Below are 25408 nucleotides of genomic sequence, written 5' to 3'. Positions count from 1 at the left end.
GATACGAAGGAGGTATAGAACGTGGATGTGTTAGTGAACTTGTTTGTAAACGGCATTTCAACAGGTATGCTTATTTTCTTATTAGCATCTGGACTGTCACTTATTTTTGGTTTAATGAGTGTACTCAATTTTGCTCATGGTGGATTGTTTGCATGGGGAGCTTTTACAGGTGTGTGGTTATTTAATATGACAGATAGTTATGTAATTGCATTAATAGGGGCGATTTTGATGGGAATGTTTCTCGGTTTCGTTTTAGAAAGATTTCTTATTCGTCCTGTTTATGGAAATCATGTTCGTCAGCTTCTCGTTACACTTGGTGGAATGCTCGTACTTAGTGAATGTATAAAAGTATTTTGGGGACCGAATCCAATTAGTGCTAAATTACCAACATGGTTACAAGGAAGCTATACATTTGATGGAGTTATATTAATTAAGTATCGTTTATTTGTGATTGTTATTGGAGTCATGATTTACATCGGCTTGATGTTGTTATTACGTAAAACAAAAATAGGTCTTATGATTCGTGCAGGTGTAATGGATAAGGAAATGGTTCAAGCACTTGGTATAAATGTAAAAGCTATATTTTCATTTGTCTTTTTATTAGGGGCTGGAATGGCGGCATTAGGCGGTTTTCTTCTTGCGCCATATTCAGGAGTTATTTTTGCTGAAATGGGTATGCAGTATGCTATTTTAGCATTTATTGTTGTCATTATTGGAGGGTTAGGCAGCGTACAAGGTTCAGCGATCGCGTCTTTAATTGTAGGGTTGGCTGGAGCGTTTACGGCTTATTATATACCTGATTTATCACTTGCAATCAATATGTTAATGTTGTTGTTTTTCTTAATAGTCAAGCCAACAGGACTCGTTGATGAAAAGGGGTGAAATGGTGAAAAGCACATTTAATCGGGCTGGGGTATATTTTGGGATAGCTGTATTGGTTTGTTTAAGCGTGTTCCCTTTTGTAAATGATTCGCGAAGTTTACTCATTTTGTTTACACAAATTTTCATCTTTGCTATATTTGCGATGAGTTTTGATCTTCTCCTTGGTTATACAGGAATTGTTTCATTCGGTCATTGTATGTTTTTTGGAATAGGAGCCTATTGTGTGGCGCTTTTATTTGATCGATATGAGGTTTCGGTGCTTAGCTTTTTTATTGGCATTGCGATCGCGATTGTACTATCAGCGATAATTAGTTATATAGTTGGCTTACTCTCTTTACGGTTAAAAAGCCACTTCTATGCAATGCTAACACTGGCTATTTCCCAATTATTCTTTGTACTTGCTGAAAAGTGGCGAGCTGTCACGCATGGGGGAGATGGCTTTACATTCGGTGTACCTGATATGTTTCGTGATCGGTTCATATTTTACTACATTACACTCGTATGTCTACTTGTGATTTTTTTATTGCTTCGTCTATTTACTCAATCTTCTATCGGAAAAGTTTTGAAGGCAATTTCGCAAAATGAGCAACGAGTAGAAGCACTTGGATATAAGGTTCTTCACTATAAAATTATTGCGAGCATCGTTGCGGGAGTAGTAGCAGCGATTAGCGGTGGTTTATTCGTTATTACATTACGATTTATAAATACATCTGTTTTTTCAATTGAAATGACTTTGAATGCTTTATTGATGGCAATGATAGGGGGAGTTGGAACACTAATCGGGGCGATTGCAGGCGCGGGGATTATTGAATTTCTAAAGTATTATTTATCAGAACTGGCGGCGCAGTATCCAATCTTTGAGCGATGGACGATTTTCCTTGGGTTATTATATATTATTGTGTTATTAGGTTTTCCAACAGGATTAATTGGAGCGATTAAAAAAATAAGAAATATAACCAAGAAGAAGAGGATAGAGAAAGGTAAGAAAGTTGAGCATAGTGCATGAAGCCTGTCCTCAATATTCAAAGAGAAATGCAGAAAGTAGCAGCGAATTAGCAATCATCGAGGAGAAGCACCTATCTCATAAAGTTTTACTTTATGAGATTTTTTGCGTGTATTTCAATCATCATTTTTTGATGATGTATTAAATGAAGAAGAACAAAATATTCTATACGTTTATGACCTGTGTTCTTAAGTATAGCGAAAAAAGAATTACCAGCAGAGTAATTTTTTTATGTATAATTTATGGAGATTTAACAGTTGAAGAGCTTGGGACAAAGTTAGATTTACCTCTGTTTTTAGAAGAAAGAAGAAAAGAAATAGAAGAAAAACTAGTGCGATTTTAGTAAATGGTATGGAAAAAGCCGACACGAATTCTTTTCGTATCAGCTCATTCAAAACGGTACATCTTTTTTAAAAACATCGTAACTATATTTTAAATTCACATCCACTCAAACTTCTTTATTACTCAATTTAAAAAGCATATACAACCTCTTGGCGAGAAATTGCGGTGTATATGGCATGTCCCTATGTAACCACTTTACAATCGTTCCAATTAAAGCTGAGGAACCGTACCAAATAGCAATATCTTTTGGAATATCTTTAGTAGCGAGAAAGGAGTCACTTTCTGCTCTCTCTGTTATATGGCCTGAAAGTGTATTTAACAAACGTTCTGTAAAAATCGGTGTTCGTCTAGAACCAAGAACTACTTTATAGAATTTAGCATTGTCAGTAATGTATTCAAGTAGGTCTACGAGTTTTAACCATCTTTATAAAGAAAGTTAAACGGGCTTCCGAATTAGAATCTAACAATCCTGTAGAGATGGTAACGACAGAGAAATTAAGTACAAATTAAAAGCCATTTGAGTTTCTGAATAAAAAAAGAAGCAATTTATACCATTTGTTAGTCAACATGTTTGCAGTACATCGCTTCTATCTTTATGCAGACTGGAAATGTGATGTACTCCAAATATGATTATTTATAGAGTGACTTATACAATTTTTATTTTTAAGGAGGAATATCAGTGAGTAAAGAAGTCATTGCAATTACAGAAATCCCTAATTTCCAGACACGTACTGAAGAGTTTTTTCCTTTAAAGTGGTATAAAGAAATGCTTCACAATCATTCTGTTTATTTTCACGAAGAAACGAATACATGGAATGTGTTTAAGTATGAAGATGTTAAACAGGTGTTAACCAATTATGAAGTCTTTTCAAGTCAGGGGCCTAGAAGCGGTCTTTTTGTCGGCGATAATAAAAAGTAAGAAAGCACTTCACCTATAACAATGATTACGTTCCTTGATCCTCCTGATCATCGAAAAGTGCGTTCCTTATTAGCAGCAGCTTTCACTCCCCGCAGTTTAAAAGAGTGGGAACCTCGTATTCAACAAATTGCAACAGAGCTTGTAGAAAATATACAAGAAAACACTACAATTAATATTGTGGAAGCTTTGGCGTCCCCTTTACCTGCTCTAGTAATTGCCGATTTATTCGGCGTACCTGCACAAGGTCAAGGTCAGTTTAAAGAATGGGTTGATATTTTGTTCCACCCATACGACAAAGAAAGGTTAGAAGACCTTGAACAACAAAAACAAAAGGCAGCGAAAGAATATTTTGAATACCTTTACCCTATTGTAGTTCAAAAACGTTCGAACCTTTGTGATGATATTATCTCGGATTTGATTCAAGCTGAAGTAGATGTGGAAAAATTGACGGATAATGAAATTGTACAGACAACTATGTTACTTTTAGGGGCAGGTCTTGAAACAACTAGTCACGCAATAGCAAATACATTCTATTCATTGCTTTATGATGACAAGTCATTATATGGAACACTAAGAAATGATATAGGGTTAGTCCCAAAAGCTGTTGAAGAAATGCTTCGATATCGTTTTCATATTTCAAGGAGAGATCGTACGGTCCAACAAGATAATAATCTATTAGGGGTTGAGTTAAAACAAGGTGATGTAGTCGTTGCTTGGATGAGTGCATCTAATATGGATGAAAACATGTATAGTGATCCTTTCTCTATAGATATTCATCGTTCAAACAATAAAAAGCACCTGACTTTCGGAAGTGGTCCGCATTTTTGTTTAGGTGCACCTCTTGCACGATTAGAAATGAAAATTGCATTAGAGGCATTCTTACAAAAATTTTCTAGTATCGAATCAGTAGAAGGGTTTGAATTAGAAAAAAACTTAACTCCTTCTGCTACGGGACAGTCCTTGACTTATCTACCAATGAAAGTTTATAAGGAGTCCTGCCGACAAACCGCGGATATCGTACGTTATCAGGATCTAAATTGTGAAAATTCATAAAAATTAAGGGATGATACATATTACACATGACTAATATGTATCATCCCTTTTACTTTTTGTTCCATAATCGGGCCAGATTGTGGAGGAGCGTTTTAAAAGAAAATTGGGCAGGTTAGTTGAAAAAAGGTTGTGAATAGGTATGGTTATTTTACGAAAATTGGATAGTAGCAAATTTAAAATATTGCTATAGACTTCATCAAACGGTATATAGTAAGGATGATTTGAATTTTCTTATTTGTAATTATATAAGACATACAGATTCGAGTCTTTAGATAGTCGCTTAAAGAGCTATCTTTAAGCCGTTCTAAAGGCTTTTTTGTTGTTCCCGTAAGTTTGAACGCTAGTAAAAATCATTAAATTATTGGAGGTGATGGAATGAAACTTACCTTGCAAAGGCAGCGAAGGGATGTGTTGTGGTGCTGTCCTAACTCAAATGAACGAAAGAATATTCTGTTTAGAAAAGAGAGAGTATTATCCGCTTTATAAGTGGGTTTAGAACAAAGCGGATAAAGGCAATACTGAGCCATAGTAGGAATGTATGTGAAAGGATGAGTATATGTTTGAAGAAGATGGAATAGTGTTGCTTATGGAACCTGTAGATGAAAGAAATCTTAGGAAATTCATTTTGACTATACCTCAGTCAATTTATAAGAGGAAAGAAATTTCTTTACAGTATGGAGCGGCTATAGGAGAAGGATACACAAGTATTATTGAGGAAATCATCAGTGTACATATAGCACCTGAAGTTATAACAGCTATAGGATATGTAAGAGAGGAAACGGCATGATAAAGGAATTGACATACTTGAGTGAGTCTTAAGTATGTCTTTTTTAGATGTATTTGTATGTATATATACAAATGAAGTTACATATATAACTTATTTGTAGGTGATATATGAGGAAAAATAAAAAATGATTGGGATCAACGTTTTGTAGGGTCTCTATACGATATGACGTGAAGATTCGTATTCGTGCTTTTTCCTCTTTTTAACCATGAAAAGCACGTATGTTTTCCAAAATTGATTAAGAAAAGGAAAATGCAAAGTTTTGCTAGAATATATAATTTGAGGTAAGGAAAATGAAAACAAAATAGCTAACATTTTTAGACGATAGTATAACGAAAGGAATATGTGTTTATGAATAATCCTCCACTTAACTACGTTTGAAGTAGGGGTACTCATTCGGTAAAATCTGATAGATGTATAGAAGAAACAATAGGTTAGTATTCATTTAGGAGGTAAAATATGAAATTAAAAAAGACTATATTACTTGTGTTTTTATTTACAATTGGTTTAATGGGATGTTCTGTCATTGAAGAAGGTAAGAATTCAATTGATTACGCTCAAAAGGCAACAGACTATGTGAATGAAGTAAGTACGTTTGCAAATGAAGCGCCGGGATTAGTAGAAAAAGCAATCAATGATAGTACTGCTCGCAAAGAATTAGAAACTAAACTCAGAGAAATTCAAAAGGATATTCCAGCTTTTAATGAATTGACACCTCCTGATGTAGCAAAGGACATTCATCAGCAAATTGTTGGATATAATGAAAAGTTAAATGAATTAATTGATACAACTATGAAAAAGATAGAAGAAGGAAAATTAGATGTAGAACAATTCAAAAACTCGGAACTTATGCAGACAGTTCAACAACTTAAAGATTTGAAAGATAAGATTCAAAATTTAGGGCAGTAAATATAGATTGAAAAAAGTCCGTTATGTATAAATGGGCTTTTTTAAATTGAAGGTATAACAATAAGGAGTTTACTTATTATTTAGAAAAAACGATACCTTTTAGCCGATTAAACTATTTGGGAGATGTATACGTTGCTGGTGAAGAATGGGGGAGATATCGATTGTATCTCCTTTTTGTAAAGTGTTAAGTAGAATCATTGTATCAACCATTTTATGTCCAATTGAAAAAATTGTGGGGATAAGATTTGAAAATTCTTATTATTGGATATTTTATAGTGTAACATATCTTTAGCCAATAATCTTAAAAGAATATGTATAGTAGATTATTAATCTACTGTTTGCCCTTGACGATTTAAAGCCATTGTTGTTATGGTTAAATTTGAAATTATAATAGGTTGAGTAAAAGGAGTTTTCATGATGAAAAGGTTAGGGTGGAGAAGAGTAACGATACTATGTGTTGTTCTTTTAGGTATATGTTGGTTCTTTTTCCATGGAAGTATATTAGAAAAGAGCGGTACGAATGTTTCAAAAGCAAAAGAAAAGATGGCGATAGATGGTTCGCTTTTGCAGGTAGCAGAGCTTCCAAAGGCAGGACTAACTGAAAAAGAAATCCCACAAAAGTATGTCCCGGAAGTAGAAGCAAAAGCAGCAATAATCATTGATGCAAATGATGGACAAATTATGTATAAAAAGCATGAAGAGGATGTGCTTGCCCCAGCGAGCATGTCAAAGATGATGACAGCTTATATTCTTTTAGAAAATATACATAAAGGAAAGATTCATTGGGATGATCAAGTGAAAATAAGTGCGAAATCAGCACAAACAGAAGGTGCCAGAATTCCAGTACAAGCGGGGGATGTAGTGACAGTTAGAGATTTATACCATGCACTAATGCTTGAGTCTGCAAATAATTCTGCGGTGGCTTTAGCAGAACATATAGCGAAGACAGAGCAAGAGTTTGCACAACTTATGAATAAAACAGCCGAACAATTGGAGTTATCAGAAGCGACTAAATTTGCAAATGCTTCTGGGCTACAGGAAGCAGACGGCAGTGAAACAAAGATGACTGTAGCTGATGTAGCGAAGTTAGCATATCATCTTGTGAAAGATTATCCAGAGATAGTAGAGGTCACACATTTACGTCAAAGTCAGTTAGCATTTAAAAGTACGACTGTTACAAGTACAAATGAAATGTTGAATCCATCTAACCAAGAACTTTATATAGAAGGAATGGATGGGCTGAAAACAGGATTCACTGATAGTGCAGGTTATTGTTTTACAGGGACTGCGAAACAAGGTGATAAACGAATCATAACAGTTGTTATGGGTACGGAAAGTAAAATGAAACGTTTTACAGAAACGCATAAACTAATGTCTTATGGCTTCCAGATTGTTAAGTAAGTGAGGAATCTAATTTGAAGGAAAACAGCTTGTTTGAAACTCGAATTGAGTGGAAAATAAGCTGTTTTTTATTTAATGGGGAATATAAAAAGTGTTAACAACACAAAATGAAGAAGTATGAGTGAGAAAGTTTGAATTTGTTTTTGTTTGCTGATATTATAAAGTTATAAACTTATTATTGATAAGTTAGAGGTATATATAACATTATACATATTAGTAAGCCTCAAAATAAAATTGGAGGGAATTAGTATGGCAAAAGATTTTTATTCAGCAATTGAAGACAGAAGATCCATTTATGCAATTAGTAAAGAGCAAGTTGTTTCTGATGAAAAAATTCAAGAAGTAGTAAATCATGCCGTAAAGTATACACCTTCATCTTTTAATTCTCAAAGTGCAAGGGTTGTTGTTTTATTAGGTGAGCAACATGACAAACTATGGGATATTACGAAAGAAACCTTACGAAAAATTGTACCAGAAAATAATTTTGCACCAACCGAAGAAAAAATGCATGCATTTAGAAGTGGTTATGGAACAGTTTTGTACTTTGAAGATAGTAAAGTAATAGAAGAACTTCAAGAAAAGTTTACGTTATATAAAGAAAATTTCCCGACTTGGTCCCAGCAATCATCAGGAATGCTGCAATTTGCGATTTGGACAGCATTAGAAATTGAAGGATTTGGTGCAACGCTACAACATTATAATCCATTAATTGATGAAGAAGTGAGAAAAGAATGGGATATTCCAGACACTTGGAAGCTGATTGCACAAATGCCATTTGGTAAACCAGTTGCACCAGCAGGGGAAAAAGAATTTCAGCCGTTAGAAACTCGAGTGAAAATTTATAAATAAAGTAGCAAAGGATTATCAATTTTGATAATCCTTTTTCTGTGCCTGTTATAGAATATCTTTATAATTTATAAGGATTTTCTTTTGCTAATTCATGTCTTTGTTGTTTTATAGCCATTTTTAATGTATTCTTTTTTCTTTCAATGGGTTCTACTTTTTTGAATGTTAGTAAGGATAGTAAGTATACGAGTGCATAATGAAATTCGGTATAATGTTTTGAACTATTATCAATAATGTGCTCCATAGATAAAAATGAACCTCCTAATATTTAAATATGCAGTAGTCAATTTATCCCGCATTAATGGGCAGTAAGAACCGGATTGGTGAGGGTTGGTTAAAGCTTCATTTTATCATTTTTAGGTTAAATATTCCATTTTAGATTTTAAGGTTTATAAAATCCCTAAATAATCCCCTATATTTTTTTCAATGAGAAGTACCGTTACGATGATAAATAAAATTCAGATGATCCCGTACATATAGATTTATTAGAGAATTATATATGGCACGATATATTAGTCAATCGTTTGGTGAAAGATTGTGATCAAAATATGGATTCTTGGATTGCTCCAGAGCGAGATAAATTCTTTTTTATATAAATTTCATTTTTTAGAATAATATATGGTTGATAAATGTTTAAATTTTTGTAATGATAAGAAGGTGGCTCATGGAAAGAACTTCTTTGTATGGAAATAGTTAATGCTATTTTGAAAGAGCGGTAGAAAAATAAATTCGTCACAGAGGTATTATGCTTTTATTAGTGCTGCATGTGAAGAAAGAATACTACTGGAAATTTCGGTTGGATTTATAATAAATAGGAAGTTTATTATTGCGAAGCTGTATTTGAAGATGAAGTTCACATGAAGTTCACACAAAATTCACGTCAATCATTTAAAATGATTAACGTGTGAAAAATAAAACTCTTGTTAAAAAATGGAACTTGATGAATATTTTGCTTTTATAATATTGTAAAGTATTAAGTTTGTATTTTTTTAAAGAGGATAGTAGGGAAAGGAAGTAAATACAACTTATGAAGAAAGTAATAGCAGGTTTAGCAGCAGCGTCTGTAGCTGGTATGGCAGTTCCTGGAATGGATTCGGCTCATGCACAAGTATCAGAAGATGCATTAAAAGAAATCAATGGACAAACTCAAACACAAACTCAAACACAAACTCAAACAACAGTAGCTGAAACACCAAAAGTGAATTCTGAGCTAAAATACACAGTGACAGCTGATGTATTGAATGTACGTACAGGTGCTAGCACAGGACATGATATTATTGCTAAAGTACAAGAAGGTCAAGTGTTACAAGTAATCGGTCAAGAAAATGGCTGGTTTAAAGTAAACGTAAATGGTCAAACAGGCTATGTAAGCGGTGATTTTGTAACAACTGGTGAGAAAAAAGGAACTGCTGTTCAACAAGGAACAGGGAACTATACAGTGAAAGTTTCTTCACTTAATGTACGTACAGGTCCTAGCGCTTCTCATACAGTTCTAGGTACTGTAAGCAAAGGGCAAACTGTACAAGTTGTCGGTGAAGTACAAGACTGGTTCAAAATTAACTACAATGGCGAAACTGGCTATGTAAGTAAAAACTTTGTATCAAAAGGCGGTACAACTACAAATGTAGGTACGGAAACGCAACAACCAAGCAATAATGAAATGACAATTCGAAAAGATGGTTCATATGTTGTTGATACTGGAGCGTTACGTGTACGTACAGGTCCAGCTACATATAATGCTGTAATTGGTGGCGTATTACAAGGCCAAACATTACAAGTTATTGGTGGAGAAAACGGTTGGTATAAAATTAACCACCAAGGAAAAACAGGTTATGTTAGTGCAGATCATGTTAAGTTTGTAAAAGGTGGTACAGCAAATGTAACTACGCCTTCTCGTCCAACAACTGGCGGTGAGCAAGGAAATACACAAACAGAAAAACCGCAAACAGAAAAACCAACAACACCATCTGCTAATGGCTCATCAATTGTGTCTATTGCACAATCATTAAATGGTTCACCATATGTTTATGGTGGTACAACACCATCTGGTTTTGACTGCAGTGGCTTCGTTTACTACGTATTAAAACAAGCAGGACACTCTGGCGGACGTCAAACTGTTGCAGGTTACTGGAGCAGTAAACCACATACTAGCAATCCACAACCAGGTGATTTAGTATACTTTAGCAATACTACTGGTTCTGGTGGTATGACTCATATGGGTATTTACTTAGGAAATGGACAGTTTATCAGTGCAGAAACTGAAAAAACTGGTGTGAGAATTCAATCAGTAAACAGCTCTTACTGGAGTAAGCACCTAGCTGGTTACACAAAAGCGTAATAAGAGAATCTTATTCTTAAATATTATAAGGAAAAGCTTTCTAGGAAACTAGAAAGCTTTTTTTCTATTTTATATGTTTACTTTAATGATTGTATTTACGAATCAAGTAAAAATTTAGAATACAAATCGTGAAAATAGTTAGGACGAAATAAGTTTGCAGCGTGACCTGCTAACGGAATTTCTTTATATAAAACGTTTGGAAGAATGGATTTTAAATCAAATAAACAGGATTTATATAGATGATCGTGTTCTCCCATTACCCAAAGAATAGGTTGTGATAGTTCTCTTAGTCGAGATTTCAAATCGAATTCGAGACGGTGTTTGAGTGATTGGGCAATAATAGATGAGTGCAATTGCAATCCAAAGCGATAATAAATGTTTTTTGAAATGACAGCAAAAGGATTAGCTTTTAATACACCACTTGGGAAAATTGTATTTGCATATTGATAAAGCCAAGTGGAATATTCATTTTCACGTTTGTCCCAAAACTTTCGAAAGACGTTATACAAAAGGGATGGATTATTGTAATGACCACCAATATGACAAAGGCTTAATACCTTCTCTGGATACGTGTGAGCAAATAGAGTAGCGATATAACAACCATAGCTTAGGGCGCAAATATGAGCCTCTTGAATACCTTCTTTTTCATAAAGGTCTGATAATTGCTGTACTAGTCTGTCTAAAGAAAAGTCTATTGCTTGTCCTTTGTCTTCACCATGACCTAGTAAATCATACGTTATAATATTGTAAGAAGGAGAAAATCGTTTATATTCTTTTTTGAAGGCACGACGATTTCCGACTAATCCGTGAATGAATATAATGGTTTTCTTTTCAGAATTCTTTTTTGCTTGCACGGTATAGGTATACCCCTTTCGATGAATGAAGATTAGATAGATGTGTATGCTATGAAAATATATATTTTCCATAGTTATATATGAGTAATCATTCTATAGTTTTTTATAGACTATAGGGTGTTCATTTTATATTAAGTACCAGGTAATAATATCAGATGGTTACATCTGTTGTAAAGATAAGGTTTGATGTGTTTTATTACCAAAAATCAGATTAATTGTTTACATTCATATCTTATTCTAATTTTAGAAATAAGCGTTGAGTTTGAAATAAGGAGATGAATAGAGATGGAAACACAAAATAAAGAGAAGGAAAAGGGGAATTGGAGGCAGTTTCTACGCCTTATTCAAGATACAAATCCTCCGAAAGGTATTCTTATTTTTGCATTAGTAATGAGTTTGTTTTCAACAGGGGCGAGTTTGTTTATTCCAATGCTTACAAAAGGGTTAGTTGATAATTTTTCAATTTCTTCAATAAATACAATTCAGATTGTTAGTTTAGTCGCGTTCTTCGTTGTTCAAACAATCGCAGCAGGATTATCAATTTATTTGCTCAATTACATTGGGCAAAAAATTGTAGCTGGAATTAGAGAAAGACTATGGAAAAAATTTCTTGTTTTACCAGTTTCTTATTATGATCAAAATAAGACTGGTGATACGATTAGTCGCATGACGAATGACACAGGTGTAGTAAAAACATTAATTTCAGAGCACTTGTCCAATTTGTTAACGGGTGGTATTTCAATTGTTGGATCATTAATTGTATTGTTTGTTTTAGACTGGAAAATGACAGTTCTATTGTTAACTGTTATTCCGTTATCTGTTTTGATTTTAGTTCCACTTGGAAGAAAAATGTATAAAATCTCTAAAATATTGCAAGATGAGACAGCCTCTTTTACAAGCGTTTTAAATCAAGTATTATCAGAAATCCGTTTGGTGAAATCTTCAAATACGGAATCAAGAGAATATGAAAATGGTAACAAAGGAATTCAAAAGTTACTACAATTTGGTTTGAAAGAAGGAAAAGTTGAAGCATTCATTACACCAATTATGTCATTTGTTTTAATGGCGCTACTTGTTATTATTGTAGGATATGGTGGAATGCGAGTTTCTAGCGGGGTGCTAACAACAGGAGAGCTTGTGGCATTTATTTTATATTTAGTGCAAATTGTTATGCCAATGAGTCAGCTATCTATGTTCTTTACACAATTTCAAAAGGCAATTGGTGCAACAGAACGTATTAATACAATTTTAGAGTATGAGGTTGAAAATCATACAGAGGGCACTAATGTGACAAATGCAAAACAATCAATTTTGATTGAAAATGTAGATTTTGAGTATAACGAAGGTGAGAAAGTATTACAAAATATTCAGTTTACAATTGAATCAGGAAAAGTGACTGCGATTGTAGGCCCAAGTGGTAGTGGGAAAACGACATTGTTTTCTTTATTAGAACGCTTCTATGAACCAACTAGTGGTGTAATAAAATTAGGTGAAAACCCTATTTCAACATATTCATTACAATCGTGGCGACGTCAAATTGGATATGTTTCACAGGATAGCCCATTAATTGATGGAACGATTCGAGATAACATTTGTTACGGAGTTGAAGAAAAGATAAGTGATGAGGAAATAGAACGAGTATCGGCGATGGCTTATGTTGATGCATTTATTCATGATTTACCGAAAGGGTTCGATACAGAAGTTGGCGAACGTGGTGTGAAATTATCTGGGGGACAAAGACAACGAATTGCGATTGCTCGTGCATTACTCCGAAATCCGCAAATCTTAATGTTAGATGAAGCGACTTCTAGTCTTGATAGTAAATCGGAATCTGTTGTTCAAAAAGCTTTAAATAATTTAATGAAGGGCAGAACAACTTTAGTGATTGCACACAGACTTTCTACAGTTGTAGATGCAGAGAAAATTATTTTTATTGAGAAAGGGAAACTTACGGGAAGTGGTTCGCATGATGAATTGTTACGTTCTCATGATATGTACCGGGAATTTGCAACACAGCAACTGAAAATTAAAGAGGGAGCACTATAAAAAGCGATTGTAGTATTGGATTTTGAAGCAGTGGATAGTTTCTTTAACTTCACTGCTTATTCATTATAATGAATGATAGGGTAATAGAGGAGTGGAAGACAAATAAAAATGTCATTCACTCTTCTATTTATAGGTTACCTTTAAGTAACCTACGCACATCAAAGTGCATAATTGCATTTCGGATTAGATGCAGATAGAATTCATAGTATAAAAAATAACATAGAATGATTGAGGAGTGTTATATTTGGCAGAATTATTACAAGGGAAAAATGCATTAATTACAGGAGCGGGAAGAGGGATTGGTCGTGCAGTAGCAATTGCTTTAGCGAAAGAAGGCGTAAATGTTGGTCTTTTAGCGCGCTCTGAAGAGAACTTAAAAGCAGTTGCGAAAGAAGTGGAAGCTGAAGGCGTGAAAGCTGTTATTGCTACTGCTGATGTATCTTCATATGAAGAAGTTACGACTGCTATTGAAACATTAAAAAGTGGATTAGGTTCTATTGATATTTTAATTAATAATGCGGGTATTTCTAAGTTCGGAAAATTTTTAGAACTAGATGTTGCTGATTGGGAAAAAATTATACAAGTCAACTTAATGGGTGTATACTATGCAACTCGTGCAGCGTTGCCAAGTATGATTGAACAACAGTCGGGTGACATCATTAATATCTCATCTACAGCAGGACAAAAAGGTGCGCCAGTAACGAGTGCATACAGTGCTTCTAAATTTGGTGTTCTTGGTTTAACAGAATCATTAGCGATGGAAGTACGTAAACACAATATTCGTGTGACAGCTTTAACGCCAAGTACAGTTGCAACAGATATGGCAGTAGACTTAGGATTAACAGACGGTAATCCAGATAAAGTTATGCAAGCAGAAGATATTGCAGAGTTTATCGTGGCGCAGCTTAAATTAAATAAACGTACATTTATTAAATCTGCTGGGCTTTGGTCTACTAATCCGTAAGATGTTATAAATAAAAAAAGATTTAGCTTAGGGCTAAATCTTTTTTTATTTGTTTTTTATTCTGAATTTTCACTTATAATAAATTTGAAGGGGATGGTGTTGACATGTATCATTTTGATAAATGGAAGGCTGTTGATAATTACATTACGGACCTGCTTGTGCCAACTGATCTGATTCTGGAAGAGGTACTTCCGTATAGTTATAAGAAAGATGTGGACTTTACAATAAAGTTGTAGACTAATCCAATTTGGTTATGAAACATATGATAAAAAGCATGACAGCTTATGTCATGCTTTTTTGTTTTATAATTAATAGAGTTAGTATAGTCATATGGACACAACTTAGTTAAGTCCTTACAAGGGGTTTTAAGGAGGAAGTGTACATATGACAAACAAGAAATTTAATGAAGAGTTTAAAAAAATGGTTGTTGAATTATATTGTTCGGGACAATCTGTAAAACAATTGAGCAGTGAGTATGGCGTATCAGAAGTAACCATTTATAAATGGATTAAAATATATTCTCCTATCACATCAGTTGATAAAGATGAACTGACGCTAGAAGATCTAAAACGAATGAAAAAAGAAACGCTTCGTCTAAAAGAAGAGAATGAAATCTTAAAAAAAGGCTATGGCCATATTCGCGAGAAAATAAAAGATACAGAATTACACCAATTTATTGATTGTCAAATAGAAACGCAATCTGTTCATATGATGTGCCAAACTTTTGGGATAGCAAGAAGTTCTTACTACCAATCTCAGCATAAAACAGAGTCAAAGCGTAGTCGTGAAAATAAAGAATTAACCAAAAAAATTATACAAATTCATCAAGACAGTGGAGAGCGTTACGGTGCGCCAAAGATTCATCAAATACTACTAGAACAAGGGTTACAAGTAAGCATAAAGCGTGTACAACGGCTCATGAAAAAAGAAGATATTCTTTCCGTTATCTTAAAAAAATACAAACCACATTTATCAAAATCAACTATAGAGGAACGTACAAATCTATTGGAACAGGACTTCTCTACCATGACAATAAATGAAAAATGGGTAGCGGAGATTACTTACATTCACACGCAAAAAGATGGTTGGTGTTACCTTGCATCTGTCATGGATTTGTATTCTAAAAAAATTGTTGGATATTCATTTTCACGAAATATGACAACGAATCTTGTGGTAAAAGCGTTAGTGAGCGCTTACTATACACAGAAATCACCAAAAGGGCTCATTCTACATACTGACTTAGGAACACAATATACAAGTCAGGAATTTCAAATCTTACCCGCGAATTATAAAATAAAGCCGTCTTTCAGTAAGAAAGGCTACCCGTATGATAACGCTTGTATCGAGTCATTTCATGCCATTTTAAAGAAAGAAGAAGTATATCGTACAAAATATGTCACATTTGGACAAGCAAACTTAGCATTATTTGAATACATCGAGGGATGGTATAACCGCAGGAGGATTCATAGTAGCTTTGGTTATAAAACTCCCCACCCCAAGTAATAGAAGATCTAGCCCAAAAAGTAGCTTAGATTTAATTTTTTTGTGTCCAAAATATTGACTCGAATCCAGTTTATTCAATAAAGAATGACTTTCACATAGTAGGAATCATAACTTTTCCTAAAATACAGGTTTATACTTCCCTTTAATATAATCGTTACAAGTGTGTAGAGATAATAAAATTGTTTAATTTTATTCTTAGAAATACAATAACCATCTATCAATCACTTTGGCAGATGGTTATTAAAGATGTTTAAAAAACACAGTTTTTTTTCAATTCTATGATGTTTAGGAATAATAAAGTTGTTTAATTCCAGAAATTAAATTCCAAAGTGAATCATATATTTATTCTCTTCTTTTGCTTGAATAATTTTTTTAGCTAATTCGTTAAGATCAACAGATTGCCTCATATCTTTGTAAGATATAACCACATCTAAGAATTGAGATAATGATTCAGGTGGAATAATTGTAATACTCGAATACGCTAAACCGTATTCAGGGCGTTTTAACGAATGAAAATACGTTTTCATTGTCGATAAGGGTTTAAGCAAATTTTCGATGATATGATCATCTACAGAAATACAGTTATGTTCATCTGGAGTGTAACTCTCGTAAGTTTTTTGATAATTGATGTCATTAATTACGCCAAATTCGTGATTTAAAGCCATAAATTCAACTCCCCTTTTGATAATTTTCCTATCCTTTTCTTAACTATTGTAGCTTTGGACTAAAGTTTGATTAAAACCCTCTTACAAATCCACATTCTGTGTTACACAAAAAGACTCCATTTTGAAAAAAGATTGATCAAAATAGAGTCTTTTTGTGGCTGGATGTTCAATTTTTATAAAAAAGTCTGATCAAAACACATTTAGAATTCTTTAATTGAAAAGATATAGCATCGCATCTTTCTTATAAACATCATGACTTTATTTCATATCCATACCTTCTACGTAAAAAAACTATTTAATTATTATGCATTTCTACGTTTAATAAATAACATAGTTCCAAGGATTAGTAACAAAAGACCAGCACCCACTGAGAGCCACATATAGGACATATTTCCACCTGTGGCTGGTAATGTTCCTGCTTTTGATGTTTTTTCTGTTTTAGGTTGCTCTGTTTTAGGTTGCTCTGGCTGTGATTTTTCTGTTTTTTTCTCTTTGAACTTCACTGTATGACCCATATCTTCAATGTCAACGTTAATTCCCACTAAGATTCCATCTTGATATAGTTCTTCAAACACTACTACTTCTTTACCTTGTAGTTCAGAAGCATTAAATGTGAAGTCAAGTGTGATAGAACCATTTTTCTCTTTTGCAGTAAACTTAGATTCTGCTGTTACTTCTTTACCATCAACTAGTAACGGTTTGTGTGTTGCTTTATCCATTAGTTTACTTTTTACCACGTATTCTTTACCTACGATTAAGTCAGTGTATTCAACTTTATCTTGGATAGTTACAGATTTTGTAGCGTCTAACTCTTTAGAGCCATCAGCTTTGTTAGTAGCAGTTGTTTTAATTACAGGTTCTACGAATCGAACTGTATGACCCATATCTTCAATGTCAACGTTAATTCCCACTAAGATTCCATCTTGATATAGTTCTTCAAACACTACTACTTCTGTTCCTTGTAATTCAGCACCAACGAAAGGAAAGTCTAATGTTACAAAACCATTCTTTTCTTTTGCAGTAAACTTAGTCTCAGCTTTTACTTCTTTACCAGCAATTAATAATGGTTCTTTAGTAACTTTGTTCATTAGTTTACTTTTTACCACGTATTCTTTACCTACGATTAAGTCAGTGTATTCAACTTTGTCTTGGATAGTGATATCCTCTTTTGAATGAATCTCTTTAGAGCCATCAGCTTTGTTAGTAGCAGTTGTTTTAATTACAGGTTCTACGAATCGAACTGTATGATCCATATCGTCAAGGGACATGTTAATTCCCACTAATTCACCATCTTGATATAGTTCTTCAAACACAACTACGTTCATTCCTTGTAATTCAGCACCAACGAAAGGAATGTCTAATGTTACAAACCCATTCTTTTCTTTTGCAGTAAACTTAGTCTCAGCTGTTACTTCTTTCCCCTCAATTATTAATGGTTTTTTAGTAGCTTTGCTCATTAGTTTACTTTTTACTACGTATTCTTTGCCTACGATTAGGTCAGTGTATTCGACTTTATCTTGGATGGTGATATCCATTTTTGAATGAATCTCTTTTCCACCATCGGCTTTGTTAGTAGCAGTTGTTTTAATTAAAGGTTCCACGAATCGAACTGTATGTCCTACATCGTTAATGTCAGTGTTATTTGCCACTAAGACACCATTTTGATATAGTTCTTCAAACACAACAACGTTCATTCCTTGTAATTCAGCACCAACGAAAGGAATGTCTAATGTTACAAACCCACTCTTTTCTTTTGCAGTAAACTTAGTCTCAGCTGTTACTTCTTTCCCCTCAATTATTAATGGTTCTTTAGTAGCTTTGCTCATTAGTTTAGCTTTTAAAGTGTACTCTTTACCAACAACTAAGTTAGTATATTCTACCTTGTCTTGGATAGTGATATCCGCTTTTGAATGAATCTCTTTTCCACCATCAGTTTTGTTAGTAGCAGTTGTTTTGATTGATGGAATCTTTTCGTTTGCTATAACCTCTGCGTTAGCCTTCGGTAACATTAAGTTAAAGAAAAGAGACACTACAGAGAGTAAAGCTAGAATCCTAATTACATATTTTTCCCCCATATTTCCAACCTCCTGCTTGATTTAGATTACAAATATTTTAATATCTAAAATATTTGTAATGAACTACAGTTCCATTATAAAACAAAAAATTACATACTTTAACATTTTATTGAGTCTTTTTAAATTTAAATTATAGGGATTTATCAATAACCTGTTGTGACATGAAGCATATCAAATATTTGATGGTTGTTGGTTTGAAATAAAGTTTAATCCAAATTACAAAGACTTTATTTTGAAAAAATCCCATTCAAAATAAAGTCTTTTTGGAATATTTAGTAACTTATTTTTATAAGAAAGTTTAATCAAAACACATTTAGAATTCTTTAATTGAAAAGATATAGCATCGCATCCTTTTTATAAACGTCGCACCTTTCTTCAAAACTTCGCATCTTTCTTATAAACATCGTGACTTTATTTCATATCCATATCTATACTAATGTCGAAATATTCTTATTTTCATTATACCGAGAATCATTAAAATATGACGTGGGTTCTGATTATTATTCCATTTTTTCAAACAATATTATTTAGTGATAATAGACTTTATTGTAAATAAAACAACTCTATTATCACTAAATAAAAAGCAAGAGTTTACGAACATCTCGCATTTTCGTGTGATAAGCCCTTTGCATTGTAAAAAACGTATATTCAAATATTAATTGCGATTATAAGGTAAATACTGTTAAACTATAATTACAATGGAGGTGTTTAGATTGAACAAAATGTCTTTGGGTCTTACTTTTGTTTCAGTAGGTATTATATTCTTACTGTTATCATTTACAGTATCGTTACCAACTGTATTATGGGCAGTTTCACTTGGAACAAGCATTGTACTGAATTTCACAGGTACTGCAATTTTAATGCAGTTTATCAAAACAACAAAAGAGAGTATATGATTAAAGTACGTAACCTAATAATTGAGGTCACGTACTTCTTCACTATAAAAATCAGCACCATTATTTAACATAGCCTTAGATAAAAATAGTTCATTGTTATTGATCGTCCAAACCAATGGGATAAAGCATCACATCTTTTTTAGAAACGTCGCAACTTTTTTCAAAACTTCGCGTCTTTTTTTTAACATCGTGACTCTATTTTAAATTCACAGTATGAACAAGTAGTACATGACTATCTTGTAATTAACGGTAAAATGAAGTATGAAACATTGTCTGATTAGTTTAGAACTATCTTGTAATAATAAAAAAGAATGCCCATTTGTAATGGGCATTTATATTAATTTTAGTCCGCAACCTTCTTGTAATCAAACAACTTCAAGTGAATGCTGAAGCTGAGTTGCCGGCGCACGATGTTTCAGCAACTCAAGGAAAGTTCTTGCAATTACTTGTACAAATTCAAGGAGCTCGTAATATTTTAGAAATTAGTACTTTGGGTGGATATAGTACAATATGGCTTGCAAGGGCATTACCAACAGGTGGTCGTCTCATTACGCTTGAAGCAAGTGAAAAGCACGCTGCAATTGCTCGTGCTAATATTGAAAGAGCTAAATTGAGTGATGTGGCTCATGTGCGAATAGGAATGGCAATAGACTCGTTACAGCAAATAGCTACGGAAGGTTATGAGCCATTTGATCTTATTTTCATTGATGCGGATAAACAAAACAATCCAGTGTATTTTGAGTGGGCTCTTAAACTCTCAAAGTCAGGCAGTTTAATTATTGGCGATAATGTAGTGCGCGAAGGAGAAGTAATTGATGCTTCTAGTGATGACCCACGTGTGCTGGGAATACGTCGTTTCTATGAATTAATTGCTAGTGAACCGCGTGTCACTGCTACAGCGATTCAAACAGTAGGGAGTAAGGGATATGATGAATTTGTAATTGCGCGTATAATAAAGGAAACGGAAAAATAGAAGGGGAGCTCTGACAAAGAGGTGAGTTTGTGAGTAATTTAGAACAAATAGATTATTTATTAAATTATTTTATTAAGAATACACCTACATTAAGTAATGGGAAAGATATGATAGAAGCAAATGTGGCAAGTATTAAAAATGTCTTTAATTTTGATAGTTATAAAGCTGCACTTGAAATTAGTTATAATCAATTTGAGGAATGGTTAAATGAATTGCTGGATAAAGAAAAGCCACAAGAGGATATAGTAGCCTTTAATTTCGGACTGTATGAGACTGAAAATAGCATTCAATTATATATTTCCGGCTCAAATGAATGGCACAGCGATGATGAAGGCTGGGCAAGTAATAATGATTATTTTCCAGAGGACACATCTCCAAGTATAACGCTTTATGAAAATTTATATAGAGTGTTAGAGAACAACCTCGTATTAGGAACATTTTTAACGATTGCTTCAACTATTATGTTTGTGAATACATATGTACTAAATAATCCAGGGGAATTTGCTAAGGATGTTGCACTTGCAACAGGATTTGATGATGGAGATTTATACAACTTTAACAAGGTGAAGTAAAGAAGAACATTTATGATAATTATCAACAGCAACCTTTAAAAGAGCTGAATTAAAAGGTATGAAGAATTAGGAGGAGAAAAAATGAAGAAAATGTTTGATATGTTATAACGTGTATGTAAGACAGAGAATTCTTCTCGTGCTCCTCCAAATTGAATAGAGTACAGTGGATTAATAAAATTTGGAGGTTATAAAAAGATGAGAAGCGAAAAAGAAATGATGGATTTCATATTAAATACAGCGAGAGAAGATGGACGTATTCGTGTAGTTATTATGAATGGATCTCGTGTGAATCCAAATGTGAAGAAAGATTGCTTTCAAGATTACGATATTATATATGTTGTGAAAGATATACAGTCATTCACATCTGATCATAGCTGGATCGATAGATTTGGAGAAAGAATGATTGTGCAAATGCCAGAAGAAGGTACTTTAGTTCCACCCGCAGAGGATGGCAGGTTTCCGTATTTGATGCAGTTTATAGACGGGAACCGAATCGATTTGACTTTAGTTCCAGTAGAATTAGTAAATGAGCTTCTTGATAGAGATAGCCTAAGTGTACTTCTTCTAGATAAAGATGGATGTATTGAGCCGTTTCCACCAGCAAGTGATTCAGATTATCTTATAAAAAGACCAAGTGAAAATGAATTTGCGGATTGCTGTAATGAGTTTTGGTGGTGTAGCACGAATGTCGCAAAGGGATTGTGGAGAGAAGAGTTATCCTATGTGAAAGGGATGCTTGAAGGTCCCGTGAGAAATATGCTGATACAAATGCTAGAATGGCATATTGGGATGAAAACAAATTTTACAGTAAGCGCAGGAAAGTTTGGGAAGTTTTTTGAACAATATCTTGAGAATAACATATGGAAACAATATATGGATACATTCTCAAATGCAGACTATGAAAAGATTTGGAATTCCGTCTTTGTAATGGGAGATTTATTTAGGGAAATTGCAATCGGAATTGCTAGCTATTGTGGTTACGAATATCCACAGGGTGATGATGATAGAGTGACAAGTTATTTAAAGCATGTGAAGTCTTTACCGCAAGATAGTAAAACTATTTATTAAGTTTTTTAGATAGGAAGGAATGAGATCGTTCCAATGATGGAGCGGTCTTATTTTGGTTTGTAAATATGTATCTTTCTAACAAAATTTGAATGAACGGCATATAAAATGTAAGGGAGGTTTTTATTATGTATTATTTTTATCCATCAGAAATGCTTATTCCTTTTCAATGGACTCCAGAACGTAATAGCCCTTTCTATAATGTGTATTCTTATGTGCCGCATTCAAATGTACTTTATTATCAAAATCCTTCTCATTTGAATCTTGAATTGGTAAATATCGGTATGGAGAATGAGGTTCAAGGTGCTGAAGAAGAGAGGGGTTCTTGGACTCCGTTTTCATGGGTTGAAAAATATGCTTATGCATTTTCAGGTCCCTATAATAAAGCTGAAGTTGCTCTTACATTTGATGATGGGCCAGACCCTGTATTTACCCCGCAAATATTAGATAAGTTAAAAAGTTATGGTGTGAAAGGTACTTTTTTTCTTCTAGGTGAAAATGCAGAAAGGTATCCTAATGTAGTAAAACGAATTGCGGATGAGGGACATATTATCGGGAATCATACGTACAATCACCCCAATTTAGCTAAAGTGAGTGATGAAGAATACCGAAATCAAATTGTAAAAACAGAAGAGATATTGAAGAAATTGGTGGGATATGTGCCAAAGTTTATACGGCCACCTTATGGTGAAATACGTGAAAAACAGCTGGGATGGGCTACAGAGCAAAACTTTATGATTGTGCAGTGGAGTGTAGATACAGTTGACTGGAAAGGTGTAAGTGCAGAAAAGATTACAAATACTGTATTAGGTAATGCGTTTCCAGGAAGTGTTGTATTACAACATTCGACGCCAGGAGCGAACTTGCAGGGATCCGTAGATTCATTAGATCGAATTATTCCTGAACTGAAAGCGAAAGGATCACGATTTGTGACGCTTCCTAGCATGTTTCAAACGTCGAAACAGAGAAAGTAAATATAAAACAATAAGTTTGAGCTATGAATATAAAATACTGTATTCAGCTTATACATCATTTAAGCAAGAGTGGTGTATTTTTTGTTATGGAAAATATAGATTTGTAATTACTTTTTGTTGTATTATAAAGGGGTAAACTGGAAAAGTTTAGGGAGATGTGAGGTGATAAGATGATATATGTACTTATAAATATAGGAATGAGCATATTAATCGGTATTATATTTATACTAGCTGCACTCATATTGCAAAAAAATCCACCAACAGATATAAACGCAGTATACGGATATCGAACAAAGCGATCAATGAAAAATAAAGATTTATGGGATGTTGGAAATCAATATAGTGCGGAAGTGATGAAACAAAATGGACTTTTAATGATATTAATAGGAAGTTTAATAGGGATGCTATTTAGGTATCCGCATACAATGATTGCTATTTTAGGTCTTATGATCGTATTAATCATTTGCTTATTTATACGGGTGGAGAATAGATTAAAAGCGCTGGAGAAATAATGGGAATATTCCGTATATCTTGTTATTAAAAAATACTGACTCCCATGCTATATAAGCTAGGAGTCAATCAGAATTCATAAATTATTGTTATTTAATATGTCTCGACTTTTTTCTATGACAAATTCATAATATTCAAGTTCATATGGATAGATATCTGCAAATGTTATTGTAATAGGTTCAGCATTTTTGTTTGAAATGGAAATTCCTGTTGCAGATGTGACTTCTCTTTTTAAAAGCTGTAAAAAAGAAGTCGCAGTTATTTTCATTACATCTTCTACTTCATCACCTGGTGCGAACGGAAGTGATTTTGTAACAGCGTGAAAATACATATGACACATTTCACGGTCAATGAAGTGCGGAATTTCATGATTGATTTTAAAAATGCCTTTGTATTCTAAGTCAGTAGCTTGAAAGGATAAGCCTAATTCCTCTTCTATTTCACGAAGACCACCTATTCGTACATCTTCATTATGCATAATATGTCCAGCAGATGTAATATCCCATTTTCCTGGGAAATCTTTCTTATTTTTAGCTCGTAATTGGAAGTATAAAGAAATGTCTTCGTTTTCTCTTTCCACAAACCAGCAATGGAATGTTTCGTGCCAATCACCGTCACGATGTACGTCATCACGTAGTTTTTTTCCAATGTTGTTTCCTGCTGGATCAAATATCGTTAACCATTCTGTCATTTATATTCCCCTTTCTGTATAGTTTAGTATACAATAATTATATGTAATTTTGGAAAAAAAAGAAAAATAAGGAGTGTATATTGAATGGGATTGGGGGAAACAAAAATAAATTCTTTCATTTCAACGGAAGAAGAATTACGTCATATTTTAGGGTATCCAAGTGAGCGTGCGGTAAAGAAAGTGATTCCATCACTTGATCATCATTGTTGTGATTTTCTATCTAAATCTCCATTTCTTGTAATATCCACTTCAGATAAGTTTGGACATTGTGATGCTTCGCCAAGAGGAGATGCACCTGGATTTGTATATGTTTTAAATGAACATCAAATTGTAATTCCAGAAAGACCGGGGAATCGGCGAGTGGATTCTATTCTTAATATTTTATCTAATCCAAAGGTGGGTCTTATTTTTTTCATTCCAGGGCTTGGAGAGTCATTACGAATAAATGGGCGTGCAGCTATTACAAACGATGAAGAGATTTTAGAAAAGATGCAGGTAAATGGACGCAATCCACTCCTTGGAATTGTTGTAGAAATAGAAGAGTGTTTCATTCATTGTGCTAAGGCATTTATACGTTCTGAATTATGGAATCCAGATTCTTGGTTAGAAAAAGAAGTATTACCATCAGCGGCAAAAATGCTGGTTGATCATGCTAAAGTGAACGCAAATGAAGAAGAAGTTGCACGCTCATTAGAAGAAAGTTATACAAAAAGGTTGTATTGAAAAATCGCATAGTATATCGTTGGATAAAGTATGTAAATATAATTAATGTAAAGGCATTTTTTTCAAGGATATTCAGTATGGCTTGAGCGCCAGAATATATTTCTATAGGTTATTATCATGTAATATACACTTTTTTATGGGGAATCTTTTAATAGGTTCATTCATTGCCGGAATTATTATTTTAAGATATAAAGTAAAGCTATAATTATGTTATATAGTAAAGAATGTATAAATAGTAAAATGAATGTTTTTTCAAAAATGAGCTTGCTTTTTTGAATTGTCGTAATTATAATAATTTAACAAATAGACATGAACGAAAAGTAACGATAAGGACACGAGATTATTTTTACGGTTTGCAGAGAGGGAGGCCATAGGCTGCGAGCTTCCTAACACGGAAAATAATCTTACCACCTTTGAACT

The 25408-nt window shown here is 33.6% G+C and carries 21 protein-coding genes and 5 pseudogenes; 20 read left to right on the top strand and 6 right to left on the bottom strand.

The features are described from left to right. The first annotated feature begins 21 nt into the window (after positions 1-21). The 3 genes and pseudogenes from M014_RS0112060 to M014_RS30620 all read left to right on the top strand — a co-directional run. A complete protein-coding gene (locus tag M014_RS0112060) occupies positions 22-882 on the top strand; it encodes a branched-chain amino acid ABC transporter permease (RefSeq protein WP_026591962.1) in 861 nt (286 codons plus the stop codon). Position 883: 1 nt separating this feature from the next. Continuing rightward, positions 884-1888, top strand: coding sequence for a branched-chain amino acid ABC transporter permease (locus tag M014_RS0112055; protein ID WP_026591961.1), 1005 nt, complete (start codon positions 884-886; stop codon positions 1886-1888). Positions 1889-1999: 111 nt separating this feature from the next. Next, positions 2000-2093: pseudogene (locus M014_RS30620) on the top strand (transcriptional regulator); the annotation flags it as partial. Between the two features lie 240 nt (positions 2094-2333). On the opposite strand, the gene M014_RS28285 reads toward M014_RS30620, so the two are convergent. Then, positions 2334-2618: a TetR-like C-terminal domain-containing protein gene (locus M014_RS28285; RefSeq protein ID WP_231503937.1), complete on the bottom strand. Its 285-nt coding sequence runs from the start codon at positions 2616-2618 to the stop codon at positions 2334-2336. A 288-nt stretch (positions 2619-2906) separates the two neighbouring features. Here M014_RS28285 and M014_RS26860 point away from each other — a divergent pair. The 5 genes and pseudogenes from M014_RS26860 to M014_RS0112020 form a co-directional block, all read left to right on the top strand. Then, positions 2907-4136: pseudogene (locus M014_RS26860) on the top strand (cytochrome P450); the annotation flags it as partial. Between the two features lie 619 nt (positions 4137-4755). Further along, on the top strand, positions 4756-4986 hold the full coding sequence (locus M014_RS0112035; RefSeq protein ID WP_026591958.1) for a hypothetical protein: 231 nt from the start codon (positions 4756-4758) through the stop codon (positions 4984-4986). Positions 4987-5442: 456 nt separating this feature from the next. Next, positions 5443-5892 (top strand): DUF6376 family protein, encoded by a 450-nt coding sequence (locus M014_RS0112030; protein WP_026591957.1) that lies wholly within the window; start codon positions 5443-5445, stop codon positions 5890-5892. A gap of 417 nt (positions 5893-6309) precedes the next feature. Next, positions 6310-7293: a D-alanyl-D-alanine carboxypeptidase family protein gene (locus tag M014_RS0112025; RefSeq protein WP_026591956.1), complete on the top strand. Its 984-nt coding sequence runs from the start codon at positions 6310-6312 to the stop codon at positions 7291-7293. A 249-nt stretch (positions 7294-7542) separates the two neighbouring features. After that, the gene (locus M014_RS0112020; protein WP_026591955.1) at positions 7543-8142 is read left to right on the top strand and encodes a nitroreductase family protein; all 600 of its coding nucleotides are present in this window, start codon (positions 7543-7545) and stop codon (positions 8140-8142) included. 58 nt (positions 8143-8200) lie between these two features. Here M014_RS0112020 and M014_RS0112015 read toward each other — a convergent pair whose 3' ends face one another. Then, positions 8201-8383 (bottom strand): hypothetical protein, encoded by a 183-nt coding sequence (locus tag M014_RS0112015; RefSeq protein ID WP_026591954.1) that lies wholly within the window; start codon positions 8381-8383, stop codon positions 8201-8203. 214 nt (positions 8384-8597) lie between these two features. On the opposite strand from M014_RS0112015, the pseudogene M014_RS30080 reads away from it, so the two are divergent. Together M014_RS30080 and entFM are read left to right on the top strand one after the other, a co-directional pair. Further along, a pseudogene (locus M014_RS30080) lies at positions 8598-8735 on the top strand (TrmB family transcriptional regulator); the annotation flags it as partial. A 431-nt stretch (positions 8736-9166) separates the two neighbouring features. Beyond that, positions 9167-10477 (top strand): enterotoxin EntFM, encoded by a 1311-nt coding sequence (entFM, locus tag M014_RS0112010; RefSeq protein WP_026591953.1) that lies wholly within the window; start codon positions 9167-9169, stop codon positions 10475-10477. A 95-nt stretch (positions 10478-10572) separates the two neighbouring features. On the opposite strand, the gene M014_RS0112005 is transcribed toward entFM, so the two are convergent. Beyond that, complete coding sequence (locus tag M014_RS0112005) at positions 10573-11331, bottom strand: alpha/beta fold hydrolase (protein WP_026591952.1); 759 nt, start codon at positions 11329-11331, stop codon at positions 10573-10575. Positions 11332-11616: 285 nt separating this feature from the next. On the opposite strand from M014_RS0112005, the gene M014_RS0112000 reads away from it, so the two are divergent. The 3 genes and pseudogenes from M014_RS0112000 (at position 11617) to M014_RS26855 (ending at position 15873) form a co-directional block, all read left to right on the top strand. After that, a complete protein-coding gene (locus tag M014_RS0112000; RefSeq protein WP_026591951.1) occupies positions 11617-13377 on the top strand; it encodes an ABC transporter ATP-binding protein in 1761 nt (586 codons plus the stop codon). A 244-nt stretch (positions 13378-13621) separates the two neighbouring features. Continuing rightward, positions 13622-14341 carry a 3-ketoacyl-ACP reductase gene (locus M014_RS0111995; RefSeq protein WP_026591950.1) on the top strand — a complete coding sequence of 240 codons (720 nt, stop codon included), beginning with the start codon at positions 13622-13624 and terminating at the stop codon, positions 14339-14341. Between the two features lie 384 nt (positions 14342-14725). Continuing rightward, positions 14726-15873: pseudogene (locus M014_RS26855) on the top strand (IS3 family transposase). Positions 15874-16161: 288 nt separating this feature from the next. Here the strand turns inward: M014_RS26855 and M014_RS0111980 are convergent. Both M014_RS0111980 and M014_RS0111975 read right to left on the bottom strand, forming a co-directional pair. Beyond that, positions 16162-16509, bottom strand: coding sequence for a hypothetical protein (locus tag M014_RS0111980; RefSeq protein ID WP_026591949.1), 348 nt, complete (start codon positions 16507-16509; stop codon positions 16162-16164). 302 nt (positions 16510-16811) lie between these two features. Beyond that, positions 16812-18584, bottom strand: a complete 1773-nt coding sequence (locus M014_RS0111975; protein ID WP_026591948.1) for a VaFE repeat-containing surface-anchored protein — start codon at positions 18582-18584, stop codon at positions 16812-16814. A 713-nt stretch (positions 18585-19297) separates the two neighbouring features. On the opposite strand from M014_RS0111975, the gene M014_RS0111970 reads away from it, so the two are divergent. The 6 genes and pseudogenes from M014_RS0111970 (at position 19298) to M014_RS0111945 (ending at position 23576) form a co-directional block, all read left to right on the top strand. Then, positions 19298-19480, top strand: a complete 183-nt coding sequence (locus M014_RS0111970) for a hypothetical protein (protein WP_026591947.1) — start codon at positions 19298-19300, stop codon at positions 19478-19480. Positions 19481-19853: 373 nt separating this feature from the next. Further along, positions 19854-20453 (top strand): annotated as a pseudogene (locus M014_RS0111965) (O-methyltransferase); the annotation flags it as partial. Between the two features lie 29 nt (positions 20454-20482). Continuing rightward, complete coding sequence (locus M014_RS27570; protein WP_051588575.1) at positions 20483-21025, top strand: hypothetical protein; 543 nt, start codon at positions 20483-20485, stop codon at positions 21023-21025. Positions 21026-21220: 195 nt separating this feature from the next. Next, a complete protein-coding gene (locus M014_RS0111955) occupies positions 21221-22093 on the top strand; it encodes an aminoglycoside 6-adenylyltransferase (protein WP_026591945.1) in 873 nt (290 codons plus the stop codon). 125 nt (positions 22094-22218) lie between these two features. Then, on the top strand, positions 22219-23064 hold the full coding sequence (locus tag M014_RS0111950) for a peptidoglycan-N-acetylglucosamine deacetylase (protein WP_026591944.1): 846 nt from the start codon (positions 22219-22221) through the stop codon (positions 23062-23064). A gap of 170 nt (positions 23065-23234) precedes the next feature. Beyond that, positions 23235-23576, top strand: coding sequence for an SdpI family protein (locus M014_RS0111945; RefSeq protein ID WP_026591943.1), 342 nt, complete (start codon positions 23235-23237; stop codon positions 23574-23576). A 74-nt stretch (positions 23577-23650) separates the two neighbouring features. Here the strand turns inward: M014_RS0111945 and M014_RS0111940 are convergent, their stop codons facing one another. Next, positions 23651-24265 carry an NUDIX hydrolase gene (locus M014_RS0111940; protein WP_026591942.1) on the bottom strand — a complete coding sequence of 205 codons (615 nt, stop codon included), beginning with the start codon at positions 24263-24265 and terminating at the stop codon, positions 23651-23653. Between the two features lie 84 nt (positions 24266-24349). On the opposite strand from M014_RS0111940, the gene M014_RS0111935 reads away from it, so the two are divergent. Further along, a complete protein-coding gene (locus M014_RS0111935; RefSeq protein ID WP_026591941.1) occupies positions 24350-24988 on the top strand; it encodes a pyridoxamine 5'-phosphate oxidase family protein in 639 nt (212 codons plus the stop codon). Positions 24989-25408 lie beyond the last annotated feature (420 nt).

The organism is Bacillus sp. UNC437CL72CviS29, from assembly GCF_000482345.1.
Lineage (GTDB): Bacteria > Bacillota > Bacilli > Bacillales > Bacillaceae_G > Bacillus_A > Bacillus_A arachidis.
Note: the sequence above shows the minus strand (reverse complement) of the source record. Positions and strands in the feature narration are given on the sequence as shown.